Below are 21,004 nucleotides of genomic sequence, written 5' to 3' on the forward strand. Positions count from 1 at the left end.
CCGCACCGGCCTCGTCGTTTTGGAGCCCCTCTGTGGATTTTTCCGGTCTGATCAATGATTTCGGGCCGCTCACCGTCACGGGTCTGGCTCAGGGCGCGATCATCGCGTTGTTCGCCCTGGGCTACACGCTGGTCTACGGTGTGCTGCGGCTCATCAACTTCGCCCACTCCGAGGTTTTCCTCCTGGGCACGTACGCCACTATTTTGACCTGGGGTTTGTTCGGTCTCGACCAGAACTCGGCGGCGCCGTCCGTCGGCCCGATGTTGCTCTACATGGTGGTCGGTCTGGTCGCCGCGATCATCGTCTCGGGCGCGGCCGCGCTGACCGTCGAGTTCGTGGCCTACCGGCCGCTACGTCGGCGTAACGCTCCGCCGCTGGCCTTCCTGATCACCGCGATCGGCGCCTCGTTGTTCATCTCCGAGGTCGTGGGTGTGGCGACGCACCGCAACCAGACGGGTGTGCCGCCGATCATCCAGGCGCGTCCCCTGTTCACCATCGGCGACACGACGGTGACGAACCTGCAGGTCCTCATCATCTTGCTGGCGCTGGTGATGATGTTCGCGCTGGATCGTTTCATCAACGGCTCGCGGCTGGGCCGGGGTGTCCGCGCCGTGGCGCAGAACCCGGACTCGGCGGCGCTGATGGGTGTCAACAAGTCGCGGGTGATCGCGCTGGTGTTCCTGCTGGGTGGTCTGATGGCGGGTATCGCGGCGGTCATGTACGACCTGAAGATCGGTGTGACGCGGTACGACGCGGGCTTCCTGCTCGGCATCGACGCGTTCACGGCGGCCGTGCTGGGTGGTATCGGCAACCTGCGGGGCGCCCTGCTGGGTGGTCTGCTGCTGGGTGTGCTGCAGAACTACGCGGCGGGTCTGTTCGGTTCGCAGTGGCTGCACGCGGCGTCGTTCGTGCTGCTGGTGGTCATCCTGCTGTTCCGCCCGACGGGTCTGCTGGGTGAGTCGCTGGGAAGGTCTCGAGCATGAGCGAGAAGGCGTCTTTCCGTACGAACGGTGGTGTCCGGGGCTGGTTCGGCCGGCAGCCGTGGTACGTGCGCGCTGTGCTGATCCTGTTCTTCACGGTGCTGGCGTACTTGTTGCCGTACGCCGGCGATGTGCCGCTGATCGGTCCGCAGATCATCACCGAGGGCATCGACTGGCCGAGCGCCCTGTTCAACATGTCCTATTACGTGTTGCTGGCCCTGGGCCTCAACGTGGTGGTCGGCTACGCGGGTCTGCTCGACCTGGGCTACGTCGGCTTCTTCGCCGTCGGCGCCTACGGCACCGCGCTGCTGACCTCGCCCGACTCGGTGATCTACGCCGACACGGGCTGGAAGTGGCTGATGGCGGTGCCGGCCGCGCTGGTGCTGACCATGCTCGCGGGCGTGATCCTGGGCTGGCCGACGCTGCGGTTGCGCGGTGACTATCTGGCCATCGTGACACTGGGCTTCGCCGAGATCATCCGGATCGTGGCGACGTCGACGTCGACGCTGCGCGGTGACCGCGGTTTCGCGAGCATCCCGCACCCGCCGGGCAGCTGGAACGGTGAGCCGATCTTCGGTGTGACCGACGCGATCCCGTACTTCTGGCTCGGTCTGACGGTCATCATCCTGGTGATCCTGGGTGTACGGAACCTGGACCGCAGCCGGGTCGGCCGGTCGTGGCTGGCGATCCGTGAGGACGAGGAAGCCGCCGAGGTCATGGGCGTGCGGACGTTCAAGTACAAGCTGTGGGCGTTCGCGATCGGCGCGTTCATCGGTGGTCTGGGCGGTGTCCTGTTCGCCGGTGAGCAAAGCTTCATCAACTCGCAGACGTTCGTGCTCCAGTTCTCGATCCTGGTGCTGGCGGGTGTGGTCATGGGTGGTTCCGGCAACATGGCCGGCGCGATCCTGGGTGGCGTGCTGATCTCGTACATCCCCGACCGCCTGCGCGGCCTGTCGTTCGGCGACACCGACCTGTACGAGTACCGGTTCGCGATCTTCGGCGCCGCGATCATTCTGATCATGGTGTTGCGTCCGCAGGGCCTGATCCCGAGCCGCCGCCGGGCGATGGAGCTCAAGGACCGCGAGAAGGAGGTGGCTCCGCTGTGACTGAGCGAAGCGAAGGCACCATGAACTCAGTGTTTGGCGAATGCCCTGCCCGGAGCGATGCGGAGGGCTGGTCATGAGTGAGCCGCATCAGGAGACTCCGGAGGAGCTGGACCGGGAGAACGCGCGCCCGGTGGACCAGCCCGCTCCGACGGGTGGGACGGCTTCGTCGCCGGCTACGAGGTCCGTATCGGGTGACGACGTTCTTCTCGAGGTCGACCACGTCACCCTGCGCTTCGGCGGCGTCGTGGCGCTCAACGACGTCAGCTTCTCGCTGCGCAAGGGTGAGATCTTCGGTCTGATCGGGCCCAACGGCGCCGGCAAGACCACCTGCTTCAACGCCATGACGGGCGTCTACCGGCCGACCGAGGGTGCGATCCGCTTCCAGGGCGAGTCGATCGTCGGGAAGAAGAAGCACCAGATCACCCGGGGTGGCATCGCCCGCACGTTCCAGAACGTGCGGTTGTTCCCCGAGATGACGGCGCTCGAGAACGTCATGGTGGGCGCGGACGCGCACCACAAGACGAGTGTGATCAGCGCGTTGTTCCGCCTGCCGCGGTTCTGGCGGGAGGAGAAATCGGGCCGGGAGCGCTCCCTGGAGCTGCTGCGTTTCGTGGGGATCGCGCACCGGGCGGGCGATGTCAGCCGCAATCTCTCGTACGGCGAGCAGCGTCGTCTCGAGATCGCCCGAGCGCTGGCCACGGATCCGACCCTGCTCTGCCTGGACGAGCCGGCCGCCGGCTTCAACCCGGCCGAGAAGGAGGATCTGCTCCAGCTCATCCGCCGGATCCGCGACACCGGGGTGACGGTCCTGCTCATCGAGCACGACATGCGCCTGGTCATGGGGGTCACCGACCGGATCGTCGTGCTGGAGTTCGGCAAGAAGATCGCCGAGGGCACGCCGGCCGAGGTGCGGGACAATCCGGCGGTCATCGCCGCGTATCTGGGGGTGCCCACCGATGCTGCTTGAGATCGACAACGTGACGCTGGCCTACGGGCGCATCCAGGCCCTGCACGGCATCAGCCTGACCGTCGGCGAGGGCGAGGTGGTCGCGCTGATCGGCGCCAACGGCGCCGGCAAGTCGACCACGATGCGAGCCGTCTCGGGTCTGCGGCCGGTGTCGCAGGGCACGATCCGCTTCGACGGCGAGGACATCACCAAGCTGCGTGCCGATCTGCGGGTGGTCCGCGGCGTCTCCCAGTCGCCCGAGGGCCGGGGCATCTTCCCGGGCATGACGGTGCGGGAGAACCTGGAGATGGGCGCCTACACGCGGCGCAACCGGTCCGAGATCGACGAGGACATGGAACGCGCCTTCACCCTGTTCCCGCGGCTCAGGGAGCGGGAGAAGCAGGCCGGTGGCACGCTCTCCGGCGGTGAGCAGCAGATGCTGGCGGTGGGCCGGGCTCTGATGAGCCGGCCGAAGCTGCTGCTGCTCGACGAGCCGTCGATGGGTCTGGCGCCGATGCTGATCCAGCAGATCTTCGACATCATCGTGGAGATCAACCAACAGGGTACGACCGTGCTGCTCGTGGAACAGAACGCCCAACAGGCTCTGTCCCGGGCGCACCGCGCGTACGTTCTGGAGACCGGGCGGATCGTGAAGGAAGGCACCGGTGCCGATCTCCTCAACGACCCGGCCGTCAAGGACGCCTACCTCGGCGTCGCGTAACACGATTTTCGACGACTAGGAGTCATCATGTTCCGCACCACCCCCGGCCGCCGGGCGATCCTCGGCCTGGCCGCCGCGGCGGCGCTGACGTTGTCGCTGGGCGCCTGCGGCTCGGAGTCGGACGACTCGGGCTCGAGCGGCGCCCCGGCGCCGAGCGCGTCCGCCGACACTGCTCTGGCCGACAAGGTTCCCGCCGACATCAAGAGCGCGGGCAAGCTCACCATCGGCACGGACTCGTCGTACGCGCCGAACGAGTATCTCGACAGCGACGGCAAGACGGTCATCGGCTTCGACGTCGACCTGTTCAACGCGGTCGCGCAGAAGCTGAACCTGACCACGGAGTGGACCTCGGCCACGTTCGACAGCATCATCCCGGGCGTGACCACCAAGAAGTACAACGTCGGGGTCTCCTCGTTCACGATCAACGCGGACCGGATGAAGGAGGTCAACATGGTCTCCTACTTCTCGGCGGGCACCCAGTGGGCCGCCAAGGCCGGCGTGACGATCAACCCGGACGACGTGTGCGGCAAGAAGGTCGCCGTGCAGACCGCGACCGTGCAGGTGGACGACCTGAAGGCCCGGTCCAAGAAGTGCACCGACGGCGGCAAGGCCGCGATCACGATCGACCAGTACCAGAAGCAGTCGGACGCCACCAACGCCGTGGTGACCGGCAAGGACGAGGCCATGCTGGCCGACTCGCCGATCGTGGCGTACGCGGTGAAGCAGACCAACGGGCAACTCGCGCTGGTCGGCGAGATCTACGACGCGGCGCCGTACGGCTATGCGATCGCGAAGGACCAGACCGAGTTCGCCGGCGTGATCGGCGAGGCGGTGCAGGCCCTCATCGCGGACGGCACCTACAAGCAGATCCTCGACAAGTGGGGCGTGACCGCCGGTGCGATCACCACGCCCGAAGTGAACCCGTCGGTCTGACCCTCGCATGAGCGACGAAACGACAACCGAGCGGGCACGGCCGGAAGCGATCAAGGCCGTGCCCGTCCGGCGCCCCGGCCGGTGGGTGGCCCTGGGCGTCATCGCGATCCTGACCGCGATGTTCGTGCACCTGCTGGTGACCAACGACCGTTTCCGCTGGTCGTTCATCTTCCTGGAGTACCAGGACGGCAAGCGCGGGGTGATGTTCACCGAGCCGGTCCTCGAGGGTCTGCGCGGCACCATCCTGCTGACCGTCTCGTCGATGGCGATCGGCATCGGGCTCGGCATCGTCATCGCGATCATGCGGTTGTCGTCGAACCGGATCCTGTCGTCGGTGGCGTTCGTCTACACCTGGTTCTTCCGGGCGGTGCCGCGGCTGGTGCTGGCGGTGCTCTTCGGAAACCTGAACATCCTGTGGGAGCGGATCGGCTTCGGTCTGCCGTTCGGCACCCAGATCGGCAAGCTGTTCGGCTTGGACGGCTTCGACGGGCAGTTCTACAGCATCAAGGCCAGCGATCTGATCGCGGGCTTCGTCGCCGGCATGCTGGCGCTGGGCCTTTCCGAGGCCGCCTACATGGCCGAGATCGTGCGGGCCGGCATCCAGTCGATCGACGAGGGACAGTCCGAGGCGGCGGTCGCGCTGGGCATGTCCCGCGGGCAGGTGCTGCGCCGCATCGTGCTGCCGCAGGCGATGCGGGTGATCGTGCCGCCGACCGGCAACGAGATCATCGCGATGGTCAAGGACACGTCGCTGGTGGCGTTCGTGCCGGTCACCTTCGAGTTGTGGTTCCAGTTGCAGCAGGTCTCGGCGCGGACCTTCGTGGTGCTGCCGGTGATCGTGGCCGCGCTGATCTGGTACCTGATCCTGTGCACCGTGCTGATGGTCGCGCAGTATTTCGTGGAGCGACACTTCAGCAAGGGGTACGGCGCGGCTGACAAGGCCAAGCAACGCCTGCGTGACATCCAGGTCGAGCAGGGCGGCCGGATCACCCCAACCGGGGAGGGAACATGACCACCGAGATGGTGCGGGCCGACAACGTGCACAAGTCGTTCGGCTCGCTCGAGGTGCTCAAGGGCATCGACCTGGTGGTCGGCTCGGGCGAGGTGTGCTGCGTGCTGGGGCCGTCCGGCTCCGGCAAGTCCACCTTCCTGCGCTGCATCAACCACCTGGAGAAGATCAACGCCGGCCGCATCTTCGTGGACGGCGACCTGGTCGGCTACCGCGAGCGCGGCGGCAAGCTGCACGAGCTGGGGGAGCGGGACGTCGCGAAGCAACGCCAGTCGATCGGCATGGTGTTCCAGCGGTTCAACCTCTTCCCGCACATGACGGTGCTGGACAACGTCATGGAGGCGCCCTGCCGGGTCAAGCGGGAGCCGAAGGCCGAGGTGCGCGACCGCGCGCTGGCGATGCTCGAGCGGGTCGGCCTCGGCGCCAAGGTCGGTAACTACCCGGGTCAGCTCTCCGGCGGCCAGCAGCAGCGGGTCGCCATCGCCCGGGCGCTGGCCATGCGGCCCAAGCTGATGCTCTTCGACGAGCCGACCAGCGCGCTCGACCCGGAGCTGGTCGGGGAGGTCCTCGACGTGATGAAGGGGCTCGCCCAGGACGGCATGACCATGGTCGTGGTCACCCACGAGATCGGCTTCGCCCGCGAGGTGGGCGACAATCTGATCTTCATGGACGGCGGTGTGGTGGTCGAGCAGGGCGCCCCGCGTGACGTCATCGGCAACCCGCAGCACGAGCGAACCAAGGCATTCCTCAGCAAGGTGCTCTAACCAGGCGGGGCGGTCCGGCTTTGTCGGACCCCCCGACTAGAGTTCCTGAACGTGAGCGACGACGCCCAGACCCCCCGTTTGCTGCTGCTCGACGGCCACTCCCTGGCCTACCGCGCGTTCCACGCGCTGCCCAAGGAGAACTTCAGCACGCAGACCGGTCAGCACACGAACGCCGTGTTCGGCTTCACCTCGATGCTGATCAACATGCTGCGCGACGAGAAGCCCACGCACATCGTGGTCGCGTTCGACGTCTCCCGCGTCTCCTTCCGCACCGAGAGATACCCGGAGTACAAGGCCGGGCGGTCCGCGACGCCGCCGGAGTTCCTGGGCCAGGTCAGCCTGGTCAAAGAGATCCTCGACGCGCTGCGCATCCCGTACGTCGAGAAGCCCGGCTTCGAGGCCGACGACGTCATCGCCACCCTCGCCTGCCAGGCCCGCGACGCCGGCATGGAGGTGCTCATCTCCTCCGGCGACCGCGACGCCCTGCAGCTGGTCGACGAGCACATCACGGTCCTCTACCCGAGCCGCGGCGTCTCCGAGGTCTGGCGGATGACCCCCGCGCTGGTCGAGGAGAAGCAGCTCGTCCCGCCGCACCTCTACCGCGACAAGGCCGCCCTGGTCGGCGAGACCAGCGACAACCTGATCGGCGTCCCCGGCGTCGGGCCCAAGACGGCGGCCAAGTGGATCACCGAGTTCGGGGGCATCGAGGGCGTCGTCGCCAACGCCGACAAGATCAAGGGCAAGGCCGGCGACAACCTGCGCGCCCACCTGTCGTCGGTGATCCTCAACTACGAGCTCAACGCCCTGCGTAAAGACCTCGAGCTCCCGTTGCGCCCGGAAGACGTCCGCTGGCACGGCTGGGACCGTGAGGCCGTCCACCAGGTCTTCGACGCGCTCGAGTTCCGGGTGCTGCGCGAACGGCTCTATTCCTACCTCGACGCGGTCGAGCCCGAGGCCGAGTCCGGCTTCGACATCGACGGCCGCGTGCTGGGCGCGGGCGAGGTGGCCGCGTGGCTGGCCGCCCACGCCGCCGCGGCGCCGGTCGGGGTGGCCGTCACGGGCACGTTCGGCCGCGGCACGGGCTCGCTCACCGGCGTCGCCGTGGCGACCGGCGACGGCCCGGCCGCCTGGTTCGACCCGGCCGCGCTCGACGAGGCCGACGGTCGGGCCGTCGCCGACTGGCTCACCGACCCCGACCGGCCCAAGGTGCTGCACGACGCCAAGCCGGCCTCGCTGGCCATGCGCGCCCACGGCTGGAACCTGGCCGGCGTCCGGGTCGACACCGCGCTCGCGGCCTACCTGGCCAAACCCGACCAGCGGGCCTACGACCTGACCGACCTCGCCCTGCGCTACCTCAAGCGCGAGCTGCGGGTCGAGGAGCCGGCGAACGGCCAGCTCGACCTGCTCCAGGGCCTCGACGGCAGCGACGGCGCGGCCGAAGAGAACGTCATGCTGCGGGCCCGCGCCACCCTCGACCTGGCCGACGTGCTCACCGAGGAGCTGTCCCGCGACGGCGGCGAGTCCCAGACCCTGCTGGTGGAGGTCGAACAGCCGCTGTCCGAGGTGCTGGGCGAGATGGAACGCCTCGGCATCGCGGCCGACACGGTCTACCTCTCCGAGCTCGAGGCCCACTTCGCGGCCGAGGTCAAGGCGGCCCAGCAGGCCGCGCACGCCGAGGTCGGGCGCGAGTTCAACCTGGGCTCGCCCAAGCAGCTGCAGGAGATCCTGTTCGTCGAGCGCAACCTGCCGAAAACCAAGAAGATCAAGTCGGGCTACACCACCGACGCCGACGCGCTGCAGAGCCTGTTCGCCCAGACCGCCGACCCGCTGCTCGAGCACCTGCTGCGCCACCGCGATGTCGCCAAGCTCAAGTCGACGGTCGACGGGCTGCTGAAGTCGGTCTCCGACGACGGGCGTATCCACACCACGTTCAACCAGACCGTCGCCGCGACCGGCCGTCTCTCGTCGACCGACCCCAACCTGCAGAACATCCCGATCCGCACCGAGGAGGGCCGCCGCATCCGCCGGGCGTTCGTCGTCGGCGAGGGCTTCGACGAGCTCATGACGGCCGACTACAGCCAGATCGAGATGCGCATCATGGCCCACCTGTCGGCCGACGAGGCGCTGGTCGCGGCGTTCAACTCGGCGTTCGACTTCCACGCGGCCACCGCCTCGTCGGTGTTCCACGTGCCGGTCGACCAGGTCGTGCCCGACCAGCGCCGCAAGATCAAGGCGATGAACTACGGCCTGGCCTACGGGCTGAGCGCGTTCGGCCTGTCCAACCAGCTCAGCATCCCCACCGACGAGGCCCGTGCCCTCATGGACGAGTACTTCGAGCGGTTCGGCGGCATCCGGGACTACCTCGACAAGGTGGTGAAGCAGGCCGGCAAGGACGGATACACCGCCACCATCCTCGGCCGGCGGCGCTACCTGCCCGACCTGTCCAGCGACAACCGCCAGCGGCGCGAGATGGCCGAGCGGATGGCCCTCAACGCCCCCATCCAGGGCTCCGCGGCCGACATCATCAAGATCGCGATGCTGCGGGTCGACAAGGCGCTCAAGGAGGCCGGCCTCCGCTCCCGCATGCTGCTGCAGGTCCACGACGAACTGGTCTTCGACGTGGCCACCGGCGAACGCGAACCGCTGGAGGAGCTGGTGCGCCGCGAGATGAGCGCGGCCTACCCGCTCTCCGTCCCGCTCGACGTCTCGGTCGGCCACGGCCGCGACTGGAACGGCGCCGACCACTGACGCGACAGGCCGCCCCCATCGCCTGACGTGACGGCGTACGCTCTCCGCGGTCGTGCATTTCGCGGCCGCGGAGTCGGCTGTCGCCAGCCGGCCGCGGAGAGCCAGCATCCGGTGACGCGTCGCGGTTGCGGCGCTTTGCAAGGGTGACGCCATGGGGAGCCAGACGATGGAAAACGCCGCAACCGGGGGTCCGCTCATCCGCGAGCCGCTCGACCCGGCCCAGGCCGACACGTTCGCGCCGATGTTCAAGGCGCTCGGCGATCCGGTGCGACTGCGGCTGCTGTCGATGATCGCCTCGGCCCGCGGCGGCGAGGTGTGTGTCTGCGACCTGACGGGCGAGTTCCACCTGACCGGCCCGACGATCTCGCACCACCTCAAGGTGCTGCGCGAGGCCGGCCTGGTCGACAGCGACCGCCGTGGCACCTGGGTCTACTACCGCATGATCCCGGCCGCGCTCGCCGTCATGGGCACCCTGCTCGAGACGGGGATCCCGGTCTGACGCTCACTTCTTGAGCGGGTCGTGGCCCCAGTTCATCAGCGAGTACCGCCACTTGGTGTCCTCGACGTCGCCCTTGGGGTGCTGGGCGAGGTGCCGGTGCACGTATCCGACGACCTTGCGCATGTGCGCCTCGTCGGCCTCGGTCAGGTCGGCCTTCTTCGTGCCGAGGATGTTGATGATCTTGCGGCCGGAGTCGTGCCCGACCGACTCGGCCCCCGACGACGACTTCTGGCCGGCGTCCTTCGACTCGTCGGTCTTCAGCCACTTCTCGAGCTCGGTCGCGGTCATGTTCACCGCGTCCTTGAACTCGGCGTAGGTGTCCTGCTCAGCCATTCTTCTTCAGCGCTCCCGGCTTGTGCACGGCCTCGCGCCCCGTCTTGTCGCTCTTGACCTTGTACTGCGGGTCGTCGGGCGAGGCGTCGACCGTCCGCCCGGCCGCCTCGGTCCGCTTCGTGATCTTCTGCTCGACCTCGCCGTGGACGGTCTGCCCGTGGCTCTTCCAGGTCACGTCGTCGCCCTTTTTCAGGCTCTTGTCATCGGCCATGAACCCGGGGTACCCCCGCGCGGCCTGCGGAAACGGTCAGCCGGGCAGATCGGAGACGAAGATCGCCGTACCCGGGAAGAGCCGGCCGCGCAGTGGGCTCCACTGACCCCAGACCTGCTCGTGCCCCGCCGGCCACTCCGGTTCGACCAGGTCGCGCAGGACGAAGCCGGCCGCCACCAGTTCCCGCACCCGGTCGCCGAGCGTGCGGTGCTGCTCGACGTAGGACGGCACGCCGTGCCCGTCGGTCTCGACGTACGGGGTGCGGTCGAAGTACGAGTTGCGGGCGATCAGCCCCGACTCGTCGGGCTCGTCCCAGAAGATCCAGCGCATCGGGTGCGTGATCGAGAAGACCCACGAGCCGCCCGTACGCAGAACCCGCGCGACCTCCCGCATCGCGGCCTGAGAATCGGCCACGAACGGGATCGCCCCGAAGGCCGTGCACACGATGTCGAATACGCCGTCAGCGAACGGCAGGGCCAGCGCGTCGGCTTGCACGAGGGGCACCCGGACGCCCGTACGGGCCTCGGCCGCCCGCGCATGCCGCAGCATGCCCGCCGAGAGATCGAGGGCGGTCACCTCGGCGCCCTGCCCGTCGAGCCACCGTGCCCCCGCCGCGGCGCCCGCCCCGAGCTCCAGCACCCGCCGGCCGCGCACGTCGCCGAGCAGCCGCGCATCGGCCTCGCGCAGCCCCTCGGGACACCAGACGAAGTCGAGATCGCCCAGGAAGTGGCCATGTTCGGCCTGGTAGTCGTCGGCGTCGGAGTCCCACCAGCCGCGGCTGGCGACCCGGCTCTCGGCGTCGGTGATCGCCGAGCCGGGCGCCGGCGGGTTGATCTCGGTCACCCCGACAAGGTACGGCACCGCCCACCGGCGTCCCGATTTCCGACATTACGGGCATGCTGCGGGGTTTCGACCGAACATTGTGCCTGGCTCGTCAGGAGGGCTTGCAACCTGTGGTAATGCGCACGGTAAGCTAGTCGATGCGCTCGCGGATCGTGTGCCTCGGCAGGGAGCAGGTTCCGTGGTCGTCGGTCTCGACATGATCGACTGCAAGGATCCCGATGGTTCTTGGGCTCGTTCGTGCCGTGCCCGCCGGCAGTTCCGCGGCGCGCGAGAGACACCACGAATCCATCCGTTCGGAGCAACAGTCCACATGACGAGCAGCATCGAGGCCACCTCGAGCGCCAACAAGGTCACCGTCGACGATCTCGGGTCCGAGGAAGCATTCCTCGCCGCCATCGACGAGACCATCAAGTACTTCAACGACGGCGACATTGTCGAAGGCACCGTCGTCAAGGTCGATCGGGACGAGGTCCTGCTCGACATCGGCTACAAGACCGAGGGTGTCATCCCCTCGCGCGAGTTGTCGATCAAGCATGACGTGGACCCCGCGGAAGTGGTGTCGGTCGGTGACCACATCGAAGCCCTCGTCCTCACCAAGGAGGACAAGGAAGGTCGTCTGATCCTCTCGAAGAAGCGTGCGCAGTACGAGCGCGCGTGGGGCACCATCGAGAAGATCAAGGAGGACGACGGCGTCGTTCGCGGCTCCGTCATCGAGGTCGTCAAGGGTGGTCTCATCCTCGACATCGGTCTCCGCGGCTTCCTGCCGGCCTCCCTGGTCGAGATGCGTCGTGTCCGCGACCTCCAGCCCTACGTGGGCCGTGAGCTCGAGGCCAAGATCATTGAGCTGGACAAGAACCGCAACAACGTGGTCCTGTCCCGCCGGGCCTGGCTCGAGCAGACGCAGTCCGAGGTCCGCACCGAGTTCCTCAACAAGCTTCAGAAGGGCCAGGTCCGCAAGGGCGTCGTGTCCTCGATCGTCAACTTCGGCGCGTTCGTCGACCTCGGCGGCGTCGACGGTCTGGTGCACGTCTCCGAGCTTTCCTGGAAGCACATCGACCACCCCTCCGAGGTTGTCGAGGTCGGCCAGGAGGTCGAGGTCGAGGTGCTCGACGTCGACCTGGACCGCGAGCGCGTCTCGCTGTCGCTGAAGGCGACCCAGGAAGACCCGTGGCGCCAGTTCGCCCGCACCCACGCGATCAACCAGATCGTGCCGGGCAAGGTCACCAAGCTGGTTCCGTTCGGCGCCTTCGTCCGCGTGGACGACGGCATCGAGGGTCTGGTGCACATCTCCGAGCTGGCCGAGCGGCACGTCGAGCTGCCCGAGCAGGTCGTCCAGGTGGGCTCCGACGTCCTGGTCAAGGTCATCGACATCGACCTCGAGCGTCGCCGCATCTCGCTGTCGCTCAAGCAGGCCAACGAGGGCTTCGTCGAGGGCGAGGAGCACTTCGACCCGACCCTCTACGGCATGGCGGCCACGTACGACAACGAGGGCAACTACATCTACCCGGAGGGCTTCGACCCCGAGACGGGCGAATGGCTCGAGGGCTTCGACAAGCAGCGCGAGACGTGGGAGAAGCAGTACGCCGACGCCCGCGAGCGCTGGGAGGCCCACACCAAGCAGGTGCAGGCGTCCCGCGACGCCGACGCCGAGGCTGCGCTCAACCCGGTCCCGGCCGGCGCCGCGACCAGCTCGTCGTCGTCCACCTCGACGTCGTCCTCCTCGAGCTCGCCGGCCCCGGCCCGGGCCAACGAGGAGCCGTCCGGCACCCTGGCCACCGACGAGGCTCTCGCTGCTCTGCGCGAGAAGCTCGCGGGCGGCAAGGGCTGACCCAGCCCCTGGGCTGAGCCAGACCGCAGCATCTCCGAAGGCCGCTCCGACTCCGGTCGGGGCGGCCTTCGCCGTTCCCGGCAGTTCCCCGAGCAGGCTGTCGCGTCCCGGGCCGGACGGGAATACTGGTCGCGTGCTGAAGGTGGGTCTGACCGGCGGGATCGGTGCGGGTAAGAGCGCGGTGGCGCGGCGGCTGTCCCGCAACGGCGCGGTCATCATCGACGCCGATGTGCTCGCCCGCGAGGTTGTCGCGGCCGGCACCGACGGGCTCGCCGAGATCGTGGCCGCCTTCGGGGCGGGAACGCTCGCGGCCGGCGGCGAGCTCGACCGGCCCGCGCTGGCAGCCAAGGTCTTCGGTGACGACGACGCCCGCCGGACGCTGGAAAAGATCATTCACCCCCGCGTACGGGCCCGGACGGCCGAACTGACCGCCGGCGCCCCGGCCGAGGCGGTGGTCGTCAACGACGTGCCGCTGCTGGTCGAGACGGGGCTGGCCCCCTCGTACCACCTGGTGGTCGTCGTCGAGGCCGGCCGGGCAGCGCGGATCCGGCGGCTCGCCGAGACCCGGGGCATGACCGCCGACCAGGCCGAGGCCCGCATCGCCGCCCAGGCCGACGACGCCGTCCGTCGCCGCGCCGCCGACGTGGTGCTGATCAACGACGGCACCCTCGACGAACTGAACGCGCAGGTCGACCGGCTCTACCGCGGCCGGCTCCGCCCGTACGAGGAACATCTGCGCCTCCGCGTCTCGGCGCGCACCGACCGCCGGCTGCACATCGCCGAGCCCGACCCCACCTGGCCCGAACAGGCCGGCCGCCTGATCGCCCGGATCCGGCACGCCCTGCCCCCCGGCCACCCGGTCTCGCACATCGGCTCGACGGCCGTCCCGGGCCTGCCCGCCAAGGACATCATCGATCTCATGCTGGGCGTGCGCACCCTCGCCGAGGCGGACACGCTGGCCGAACGGCTGGCCCGGGCCGGCTTCCCGCAGCGCCCGGGCGAGTGGGTCGACAACGCGCGTGGCATCCCCGGCGAGACCTGGCCGAAGCGCCTGCACGGCGGCACCGACCCCGGCCGGGCGGTGAATCTGCACGTCCGGGTGATCGGCTCGCCCGGCTGGCGCTTCGCCCTGCTCATGCGTGACCACCTGCGCTCCGTCCCCGAGGCGCGCGACGGCTACGCGGCGGCCAAGGCCCGGTGGGCGGCCGAGCACCACGACCGATACACCTACGCCGACGCCAAGGAACCCTGGTTCGACGACGAGGCCCGGGCTGCCGACGACTGGGCCGAATCGACCGGCTGGCAGCCCGGCCCGGAAGATTGCCCGAGCTGACGGGGGCTTTCACCCCGGGGTGAGCTGCCGACCGCTGTGGCTCGACGCCGTCCGGTAACTCTCGCTGCCGTCCGGTAACTCTCGCTGCCGCCCGGAACCGAGCACCGGCTCGGGCCGTCCCCTCTCGGGTGGGGCTCGCACGTCCGCTCTCGGGCGCCGGCTCGGGCCGTTACCTCTCGGGCGCTGGCTCGGCCCGCCGCCTCTCCGACGCCGGCTCGGCCCGTTGCCCTCGGGGAAGGGGCGTACGGAAGAAAGCGGCTGACCCTCGGGTTGAAAGAAGGGCGCTCGCGGCGGCCGGTCTGCGCTGGGCGCGACCACCTGCGGGTGCGCTCGCCGGCTAACCGGGGCGCAACAACCACGGGCCGGCTGAGGGGGACCGTGTGGTGGCCCCGCTCGGTGCCGGGCGGCCGCCGCGAGCGGCCTACCCGACCAGGGTAGGCGCGCCGCACAACCGGCATCAATGCCCCCGGGCAGGGCCGAATGTGCACCCTGCGCACGACCCCCTCGCCCGGGTGAACGCACGGCCCCGGCGAGGGCCGGAACTTGTCATACCCCCGACGTACGGTAGGTCCCATGGCGCTCGACTTTCCACGACTCGACGGCCGCTTCGAGGTCGTCAGCGAATTCCAGCCGGCCGGTGACCAGCCGGCCGCCATCGCCGAGCTCGAGCGGCGCGTCCGGCGCGGCGACCGCAACACGGTGCTGCTCGGCGCGACCGGCACGGGCAAGAGTGCCACCACGGCCTGGCTGATCGAGAAGCTGCAGCGGCCGGCCCTCGTGCTGGCCCCCAACAAGACGCTCTGCGCCCAGCTCGCCAAGGAGTTCCGCGAGCTGCTGCCCAACAACGCCGTCGAATACTTCGTCAGCTACTACGACTACTACCAGCCCGAGGCCTACATCGCGCAGACCGACACCTACATCGAGAAGGACTCGTCGGTCAACGAAGAGGTCGAACGGCTGCGCCACTCGGCCACGATGTCGCTGCTCACCCGGCGCGACACGATCGTGGTCGCGACCGTCAGCGCGATCTACGGCCTGGGCACCCCGCAGGAATACCTCGACCGTTCCGTCGGGCTCAAGGTCGGCGAAGAGGTCGACCGCGACAAGCTGCTGCGACGCCTGGTCGACATCCAGTACTCGCGCAACGACATGGCCTTCCAGCGCGGCACGTTCCGCGTGCGGGGCGACACACTCGAGATCATCCCGGCCTACGAGGAGCTCGCCGTCCGCATCGAGCTCTTCGGTGACGAGATCGAGAAGCTCTACTACCTGCACCCGCTCACCGGCGAGGTCGTCCGCGAGGTCGAGCACCTGGTCATCTTCCCGGCGTCGCACTACGTGGCCGGCCCCGAGCGGATGGAACGGGCGATCCACCAGATCGAGGCCGAGCTGGAAGAGCGGCTGGCCGAGCTGGAACGGCAGGGCAAGCTGCTCGAGGCCCAGCGGCTGCGCATGCGCACGTCCTACGACGTCGAGATGATGCGCCAGGTCGGCTTCTGCAACGGCATCGAGAACTACTCGATGCACATGGACGGGCGCTCGCCCGGCGAGCCGTCGTACACCCTGCTCGACTACTTCCCCGACGACTACATCACCGTCATCGACGAGTCGCACGTGACGATCCCGCAGATCGGCGGCATGTACGAGGGCGACGCCTCCCGCAAGCGCATCCTCATCGAGCACGGCTTCCGGCTGCCCAGCGCGGCCGACAACCGCCCGTTGCGCTTCGACGAGTTCCTCGAGCGGGTCGGCCAGTCGGTCTACCTCTCCGCCACCCCCGGCCCGTGGGAGATGCAGCAGGCCCAGGGCGAGTACGTCGAGCAGGTGATCCGTCCGACCGGTCTGGTCGACCCCCAGGTGGTGGTCAAGCCGACCAAGGGCCAGATCGACGACCTGATGCACGAGATCAAGCTCCGCACCGAGCGCGACGAGCGGGTGCTGGTGACCACCCTCACCAAGAAGATGTCGGAAGACCTCACCGACTACCTGCTCGAGAACGGCATCCGGGTGCGCTACCTGCACTCCGAGGTCGACACCCTGCGCCGGGTCGAGCTGCTCAAAGAGCTGCGCAAGGGCGACTACGACGTGCTCGTCGGCATCAACCTGCTGCGCGAGGGCCTCGACCTGCCCGAGGTGTCGCTGGTGGCGATCCTCGACGCCGACAAGGAGGGCTTCCTGCGCTCGGGCCGGTCGCTGATCCAGACGATCGGCCGCGCCGCCCGCAACGTCTCGGGCGAGGTCCACATGTACGCCGACAAGATGACCCCGTCGATGCGCGACGCGATCGACGAGACCAACCGCCGGCGCGACAAGCAGATCGCCCACAACGAGGCCAACGGGATCGTCCCGCAGGCGCTCCGCAAGCGGATCCACGACATCCTCGACGACATCTACCGCGAGGCCGAGGACACCGACGCCCAGGTCACCCCGATGGTCGGCGGCGGCGGCCGGCAGATCTCCCGCGGCAAGGCCCCGGTGCCCGAGACCAGGTCCAAGGGCCGCAGTCCGGCGCCGGCCGGCCCGGCCCGCGAGGGCATGGCCCGGGCCGAGCTGGCTCAGCTCATCCAAGACCTCAACGAGCAGATGCTCGGCGCGGCGCGCGAGTTGCAGTTCGAGCTGGCGGCCCGTATCCGCGACGAGATGAGCGAGCTCAAGAAGGAGCTGCGCGGCATGGACGCGGCAGGGGTGAAATAGCGCCGGCCCGCGGATAGCGCCGGCCCGCGGCGCCGTCTGACCCGCACGGAGTCGGCCGGCGTGGTTTCTGGAGCGTGTCTGCCGGATCGCGCTGTCCGGCGGACACGGGACTGGGCGGCGATGTCTTGCGGCGTACCTGGTGGACTGCGCGGGGCTGCGGCATGGCCCAGCCCGCGTGATCCACCAGATACGCCCTACTCTGACCGGATGACTACGACCGGCCGGACAACGTGGACCGAGCTGACCGGCTTGCCGGCGGAACTCCTCGCGCTCGCCGAGCGGTGCTACGCGGCCGACGACGGCCTGCCATTGGCGATCGACCCCAGCTTCCTGGGGCGGCGCTGGGCGGCCGACGGCGGGTCCGCCTTCGGGCTGACCGCGGCCGACGGCAGCCTGGTGGCGGCCGGGGCGGCTCGGCTGACGCCGGGCGGGCCCGCCTTCACCGGGCTGGTCGACCCGGCTGTGCGCGGCCGCGGGCTGGGCAGTGCCTTGCTCGACCACGGCCTGGCGCTGGCCTCCGAACTGGCGGAGGCGAAGAGCGCTGCGCCCGACGGTCGTTCGGGAAGGCACGCGGCCGGCAGTGAGGTACCGGGAAAGCATGCCGCCGATAGCGAGGTCTCGGGGGAGCGTGCGGTTGGCAGCGAGGTCTCGGGGGAGCATGCAGCCGACAACGGACCGTCGGGTGAGCATGCCGGCGGCAGCGGGGCTTCGGGGAAGTATGCCGACGTCACGGTGGAGACCGAGACACTGACCGACGACGCGGCGGCGCTGTTCGAGGCGCGCGGCCTGCGGCAGGTCTTCGCCGAGCAGGTGATGCGGATCGAGCTCGACGACTCACTGCCGGGGGCGGAGGCCTGGCCTGCGGGTGTCACCGTCGTGAGCTGGAGCGGAGCCGTCGCGCCGCGGTTCCACGCGACGTATCACGCCGCGTTTTCGGACCGGCCGGGCTTTCCGGGCGACCCGGCCGAGGAGTGGATCGCCGAGAACGAGAACGACGACGACTTCCGGCCGGAGTGCTCGTTGCTGGTCACGCTGCCCGACCTGGGCGACGTCGGCTTCATCATCGCGGCCCGCGACTGGGTGGTCCAGGTCGGCGTGGTGCCGCTCGCCCGGCGGCGGGGCCTGGCCGCGGCCACGATCCTCGACTCACTGTCGCGCATGCGAGCCGCCGGCGACACCCGGGCCTGGCTGACCGTCAACGTCAACAATCCGGGCGCGGCTGCCCTCTACCGCCGGCTCGGCTTCACCGGCCGCGGCCGCCGGGCACGCTACCAGCCCTGATCGTCCTCGCCCGGGGGTCGGACCGGGCGGTGATGCCGCCTCCGCCGTGGGCCGGGCCGGCGGGAGGCATCAGCGGCCGACGGCAGGGTATGCGAGCCGTCGTGTTGTTCGTGCGCACGGTGAGGGCGGTGTGGTGATGATTCGATGGGTGGACGCGTTTCTCGATCGGTCGGCTGATCGGCTCGACGCGGCCGTCACCTTCTGGGCCTCGGTGACGAGCTCGGATCCGGCGCCGCAGAAGGATCCGGGGTTCGTGCGGCTGCGCACCGCCGCCGGGGACGACTGGCTCGAGATCCAGGGCGTGCGTGCGGGGGCGGGCGGCCACCATCCCGACCTATGGGTGGAGGATCTGGCCGGCTTCAACGGCCGGGCGCTCGCGGCGGGGGCGACGATGCTGGTCGACCATGGCGGATGGCAGACGCTGCGGTCGCCCGCGGGGCTGGAGTTCTGCACGGCCGAGTGGCGCGGTCAACACGTACGGCCGAAGCCCTTGAACGGACCCGGCGGGGTGACCCTGCGGCCGCACCAGCTCTGCTTCGACCTGGCGCCGTCGGTTTACGACGACGAGGTGCGCTTCTGGCAGACGCTCACCGGGTGGCGACTCGACGAGGGCATGCGGGTTGACGAGTTCGTCCGGTTGCAGCCCGAGCCGCCCATTCCCGTGCGGTTCCTGTTGCAGCGGCTCGGTGAGGAACGCGCGGCGTCGGTGCACCTGGACGTGTCGTGCTCCGACATCCCCGCCGCGCGCCGGTGGCACGAGTCGCTGGGCGCGACCTTCCTCGGCGAGTGGCCGAACTGGACGACCTTCCGCGATCCGTCCGGCGGCGTCTACTGCCTGACCAAGGGCGACCCGGCCGAGGACTGAGGGACGGCGCTACTGCGGGAAGAAGTCGTGGTCTGGGCCGGGACGGTCGCCGGCCGGGACGTCCAGGAAGTGCTCGACCAGGGGCGGCTTGGCGAAGAACTCGCCGATGAAGCCGCGCCACTGGGGGAAGCGTTCGCTGTTGCGGAAGTTCTCGAGGTGGGCCTCGACGCTGTCCCACTCGACCAGCAGCACGAAGCGGGACGCGGACTCCACGCCGCGGGTCATCCGCACCGAGCGGCAGCCGGGCGTGCTCGCCAGGATCGGATGGGCGATCTTGTATGCGGCGGCGAACGCCTCTTCCGAACCGGGGAGAATGTCGATCAACGCGACCTCGAGAACCATGAACCGCAGCCTGCCACAGACCCTCTCGAGCTAGGTTCCTAGGACGATTCAGCGGGAGTGAATGAGTCGCGAGCCGAGTGAATTCAAGGGGCGGCAGTGGTCTTCGGTTGCCCCGCGGTAACGTGGAGGTGCCCACCCTGGGGCTTACCGCAGGATGACACTCGACACGGTTTGCCGGGTGGCTCCGCTGTTGTGCCGTTCATGAGTCACAATGGCTGCCGTAGGAGGGGAGTATTCCTTCGTGCCGGTCTCGTCAACACGGAGCGTCCAACCCCCTGAAGGGCGCACCCGGGGCCGGCGGTCGCCGAAAGGCGGCGGAAGAGACCTCCGACAGTCGCATGACGCTGCTCCCGCCGTTCCCGGTGTGGGCGCAGTCTCGGACCGTGTCTGCCGGAGGCCTTGTTGAACATTTCTGCCTGGGTATGGATCGTCACCCTGGTCGCGGTCCTCGCGGTCCTCGCCGTCGACCTGCTGATCGTCGGCCGTCGGCCGCACGAGCCGTCGATGAAGGAGTCAGGCGGCTGGGTCGCCTTCTACGTGGCGCTCGCCCTGGCCTTCGGCGCCGGCATCTGGATTTTCGCCGGCGGGCAACCCGCGGCCGAGTTCTACACCGGCTGGCTCACCGAGTACTCGCTGAGCGTCGACAACCTCTTCATCTTCATGATCATCATGGCCCGGTTCGCCGTGCCGCGGCAGCTCCAGCAGAAGGTGCTGCTCATCGGCATCGTGCTGGCGCTGCTCATGCGCGGCGCGTTCATCGCGGCCGGCGCGGCGCTGATCTCGCAGTTCTCCTGGGTCTTCTACATCTTCGGCGCGTTCCTCGTCTACACGGCGATCTCCCTGCTCAAGGAGGGGGAGAACGACGAGGACGACTTCAAGGAGAACGTGCTGATCCGCTGGGCCAAGCGCGCCCTGCCCGTCTCGTCGACGTTCGGTGACGGCCGGATGATGACCGTGACCGAGACCGGCAACCGGCTCTTCACGCCGATGCTCATCGTGATGATCGCGATCGGCACCACCGACCTGCTGTTCGCGCTCGACTCGATCCCGGCGATCTTCGGCATCACCAAGGAGCCGTACCTCGTCTTCACGGCCAACGTCTTCGCGCTGATGGGCCTGCGCCAGCTGTTCTTCCTGCTCGGCGGCCTGCTCGAGCGGCTCGTCTACCTCAACTACGGCCTGTCGGCAGTGCTCGCCTTCATCGGCGTCAAGCTCTTCCTCGAGGCGCTGCACACCAACACCATCCCGTTCATCAACGGCGGGCACGGGGTGCACTGGGCGCCGGAGATCCCGATCTGGCTGTCCCTGCTGATCATCATCGGCACGCTGGGTATCGCCACCGCGGCGAGCCTGATCAAATCCTCGCGCGACGCCAAGAAAGAGCTGGCGGGCGTAAACCACTAGAGCGACGCCCAGCTTTCAACCACTAGAGCGAACGGCCATGTCGTAGCGGGGGGGGGGGGGGGGGGGCCCCCCCCCCCCCCCGCCCCCGGCCGGGGGGGGTTGGGGGGTGGTGGGGGGGTTGGGGGGGGGGGGGGGGGGGGGGGGGGGGCCGGCGCGGGGGGGGG

At 69.1% G+C, this 21,004-nt stretch carries 19 protein-coding genes; 15 read left to right on the forward strand and 4 right to left on the reverse strand.

What is annotated here, in order from left to right; translation table 11 throughout:
• The first annotated feature begins 32 nt into the window (after nucleotides 1–32).
• The 9 genes from LXN57_RS27400 to LXN57_RS27440 all read left to right on the forward strand — a co-directional run bounded on the left by LXN57_RS27400 (nucleotide 33) and on the right by LXN57_RS27440 (nucleotide 9,706).
• The gene (locus LXN57_RS27400; protein ID WP_251801103.1) at nucleotides 33–983 is read left to right on the forward strand and encodes a branched-chain amino acid ABC transporter permease; all 951 of its coding nucleotides are present in this window, start codon (nucleotides 33–35) and stop codon (nucleotides 981–983) included.
• Nucleotides 980–2,086 (forward strand): branched-chain amino acid ABC transporter permease, encoded by a 1,107-nt coding sequence (locus LXN57_RS27405; RefSeq protein ID WP_251801104.1) that lies wholly within the window; start codon nucleotides 980–982, stop codon nucleotides 2,084–2,086. The genes LXN57_RS27400 and LXN57_RS27405 overlap by 4 nt, the downstream gene beginning before the upstream one ends.
• Before the next feature lie 73 nt (nucleotides 2,087–2,159).
• A complete protein-coding gene (locus tag LXN57_RS27410) occupies nucleotides 2,160–3,053 on the forward strand; it encodes an ABC transporter ATP-binding protein (protein ID WP_251801105.1) in 894 nt (297 codons plus the stop codon).
• The gene (locus LXN57_RS27415; protein ID WP_251801106.1) at nucleotides 3,043–3,753 is read left to right on the forward strand and encodes an ABC transporter ATP-binding protein; all 711 of its coding nucleotides are present in this window, start codon (nucleotides 3,043–3,045) and stop codon (nucleotides 3,751–3,753) included. Before LXN57_RS27410 ends, LXN57_RS27415 begins: the two co-directional genes overlap by 11 nt.
• A gap of 27 nt (nucleotides 3,754–3,780) precedes the next feature.
• Nucleotides 3,781–4,686: an ABC transporter substrate-binding protein gene (locus tag LXN57_RS27420; protein ID WP_251801107.1), complete on the forward strand. Its 906-nt coding sequence runs from the start codon at nucleotides 3,781–3,783 to the stop codon at nucleotides 4,684–4,686.
• A 7-nt stretch (nucleotides 4,687–4,693) separates the two neighbouring features.
• The gene (locus LXN57_RS27425; protein WP_251801108.1) at nucleotides 4,694–5,698 is read left to right on the forward strand and encodes an amino acid ABC transporter permease; all 1,005 of its coding nucleotides are present in this window, start codon (nucleotides 4,694–4,696) and stop codon (nucleotides 5,696–5,698) included.
• Nucleotides 5,695–6,459, forward strand: coding sequence for an amino acid ABC transporter ATP-binding protein (locus LXN57_RS27430; RefSeq protein WP_285904682.1), 765 nt, complete (start codon nucleotides 5,695–5,697; stop codon nucleotides 6,457–6,459). The genes LXN57_RS27425 and LXN57_RS27430 overlap by 4 nt, the downstream gene beginning before the upstream one ends.
• A gap of 51 nt (nucleotides 6,460–6,510) precedes the next feature.
• Nucleotides 6,511–9,207, forward strand: a complete 2,697-nt coding sequence (gene polA, locus LXN57_RS27435; RefSeq protein WP_251801109.1) for a DNA polymerase I — start codon at nucleotides 6,511–6,513, stop codon at nucleotides 9,205–9,207.
• Nucleotides 9,208–9,373: 166 nt separating this feature from the next.
• Nucleotides 9,374–9,706: an ArsR/SmtB family transcription factor gene (locus LXN57_RS27440; RefSeq protein WP_251801110.1), complete on the forward strand. Its 333-nt coding sequence runs from the start codon at nucleotides 9,374–9,376 to the stop codon at nucleotides 9,704–9,706.
• A 3-nt stretch (nucleotides 9,707–9,709) separates the two neighbouring features.
• Here LXN57_RS27440 and LXN57_RS27445 read toward each other — a convergent pair whose 3' ends face one another.
• From LXN57_RS27445 to LXN57_RS27455, 3 genes are read right to left on the reverse strand one after another with little or no spacing between them, the layout of a single operon-like run.
• A complete protein-coding gene (locus tag LXN57_RS27445; protein ID WP_251801111.1) occupies nucleotides 9,710–10,039 on the reverse strand; it encodes a DUF3140 domain-containing protein in 330 nt (109 codons plus the stop codon).
• Nucleotides 10,032–10,250: a hypervirulence associated TUDOR domain-containing protein gene (locus tag LXN57_RS27450; protein WP_221381842.1), complete on the reverse strand. Its 219-nt coding sequence runs from the start codon at nucleotides 10,248–10,250 to the stop codon at nucleotides 10,032–10,034. The genes LXN57_RS27445 and LXN57_RS27450 overlap by 8 nt, the downstream gene beginning before the upstream one ends.
• A gap of 36 nt (nucleotides 10,251–10,286) precedes the next feature.
• Complete coding sequence (locus LXN57_RS27455) at nucleotides 10,287–11,093, reverse strand: class I SAM-dependent methyltransferase (protein WP_251801112.1); 807 nt, start codon at nucleotides 11,091–11,093, stop codon at nucleotides 10,287–10,289.
• Between the two features lie 196 nt (nucleotides 11,094–11,289).
• Here LXN57_RS27455 and rpsA point away from each other — a divergent pair, with 196 nt between their 5' ends.
• The 5 genes from rpsA (at nucleotide 11,290) to LXN57_RS27480 (ending at nucleotide 19,094) form a co-directional block, all read left to right on the forward strand.
• Entirely contained in the window at nucleotides 11,290–12,921 is a 1,632-nt protein-coding gene (rpsA, locus tag LXN57_RS27460; protein WP_438872920.1) for a 30S ribosomal protein S1, read from the forward strand.
• Between the two features lie 133 nt (nucleotides 12,922–13,054).
• A complete protein-coding gene (gene coaE / locus LXN57_RS27465) occupies nucleotides 13,055–14,254 on the forward strand; it encodes a dephospho-CoA kinase (RefSeq protein WP_251801114.1) in 1,200 nt (399 codons plus the stop codon).
• 573 nt (nucleotides 14,255–14,827) lie between these two features.
• Complete coding sequence (uvrB, locus tag LXN57_RS27470) at nucleotides 14,828–16,948, forward strand: excinuclease ABC subunit UvrB (protein ID WP_251801115.1); 2,121 nt, start codon at nucleotides 14,828–14,830, stop codon at nucleotides 16,946–16,948.
• A 207-nt stretch (nucleotides 16,949–17,155) separates the two neighbouring features.
• Entirely contained in the window at nucleotides 17,156–18,229 is a 1,074-nt protein-coding gene (locus LXN57_RS27475) for a GNAT family N-acetyltransferase (RefSeq protein WP_251801116.1), read from the forward strand.
• A gap of 136 nt (nucleotides 18,230–18,365) precedes the next feature.
• Nucleotides 18,366–19,094, forward strand: a complete 729-nt coding sequence (locus tag LXN57_RS27480; protein WP_251801117.1) for a VOC family protein — start codon at nucleotides 18,366–18,368, stop codon at nucleotides 19,092–19,094.
• 9 nt (nucleotides 19,095–19,103) lie between these two features.
• Here LXN57_RS27480 and LXN57_RS27485 read toward each other — a convergent pair whose 3' ends face one another.
• A complete protein-coding gene (locus LXN57_RS27485; protein ID WP_251801118.1) occupies nucleotides 19,104–19,436 on the reverse strand; it encodes an antibiotic biosynthesis monooxygenase family protein in 333 nt (110 codons plus the stop codon).
• A 408-nt stretch (nucleotides 19,437–19,844) separates the two neighbouring features.
• On the opposite strand from LXN57_RS27485, the gene LXN57_RS27490 reads away from it, so the two are divergent.
• On the forward strand, nucleotides 19,845–20,840 hold the full coding sequence (locus LXN57_RS27490; RefSeq protein WP_251801120.1) for a TerC family protein: 996 nt from the start codon (nucleotides 19,845–19,847) through the stop codon (nucleotides 20,838–20,840).
• Nucleotides 20,841–21,004: the final 164 nt, after the last annotated feature.

This window comes from Paractinoplanes hotanensis (assembly GCF_023717965.1).
GTDB lineage: Bacteria > Actinomycetota > Actinomycetes > Mycobacteriales > Micromonosporaceae > Actinoplanes > Actinoplanes polyasparticus.